The sequence below is a fragment of the Photorhabdus bodei genome, from assembly GCF_003287735.1.
GTDB classification, from domain to species: Bacteria; Pseudomonadota; Gammaproteobacteria; order Enterobacterales; family Enterobacteriaceae; genus Photorhabdus; species Photorhabdus kayaii.
The window spans coordinates 1-588 of the sequence record NZ_NSCM01000154.1; the positions used below are offsets into that span (position 1 = coordinate 1).

Genomic DNA, 588 nt, shown 5'->3' on the forward strand with positions numbered 1-588 from the left:
GCATACCGGCTATGAACACTTCGATTTTCCCGGCCGCTTCAAAGACGAACAGCACGGCGCGGATTTCACCCGCTACCGGCTGGAAGCCCTGCGCAACAACGCCCTGACCGGCGACGGGGAAAGTAACGCCGCGACGATGCGGCCCGGCGTGCTGTTCACCCTGACTCACCATCCCCGGGACGACCTCAACCGGCTCTGGCAGCTGGTCAGCGTCACCCACCGGGGCAGTCAGCCGCAGGCGCTGGAACAGACCGCCGGGGAGAGCGGCACCACCCTGAGCAACGACTTCACCTTCATTGCCGACAATCAGCACTGGCGCCCGGCCCCGTTAGCCAAACCGGTGATGGAGGGTCCGCAGATTGCCAAAGTCGTCGGCCCGGCCGGCGAAGAAATCTACTGCGACGCGTACGGCCGTATCCGCCTGCAATTCCTCTGGGACCGCTACGGCCGGAGCAACGATAACAGCTCCTGCTGGATACGGGTCACCCAGCCCTGGGCCGGTCCTGTCTCTTGATCAGATCTCCAAATCAACCGATTTAGCCAGCAAATAGCCGTCTATCAGGGTTTGCAGCCGAAACCAACCTTCCC

The 588-nt window shown here is 62.8% G+C and carries 1 protein-coding gene; it reads left to right on the forward strand.

Translation table 11 applies throughout. The features are described 5' to 3' along the window. The coding region (gene tssI / locus CKY02_RS23235; protein WP_240002136.1) for a type VI secretion system tip protein TssI/VgrG at window positions 1-514 on the forward strand (514 nt) is incomplete at its 5' end. Window positions 515-588 lie beyond the last annotated feature (74 nt).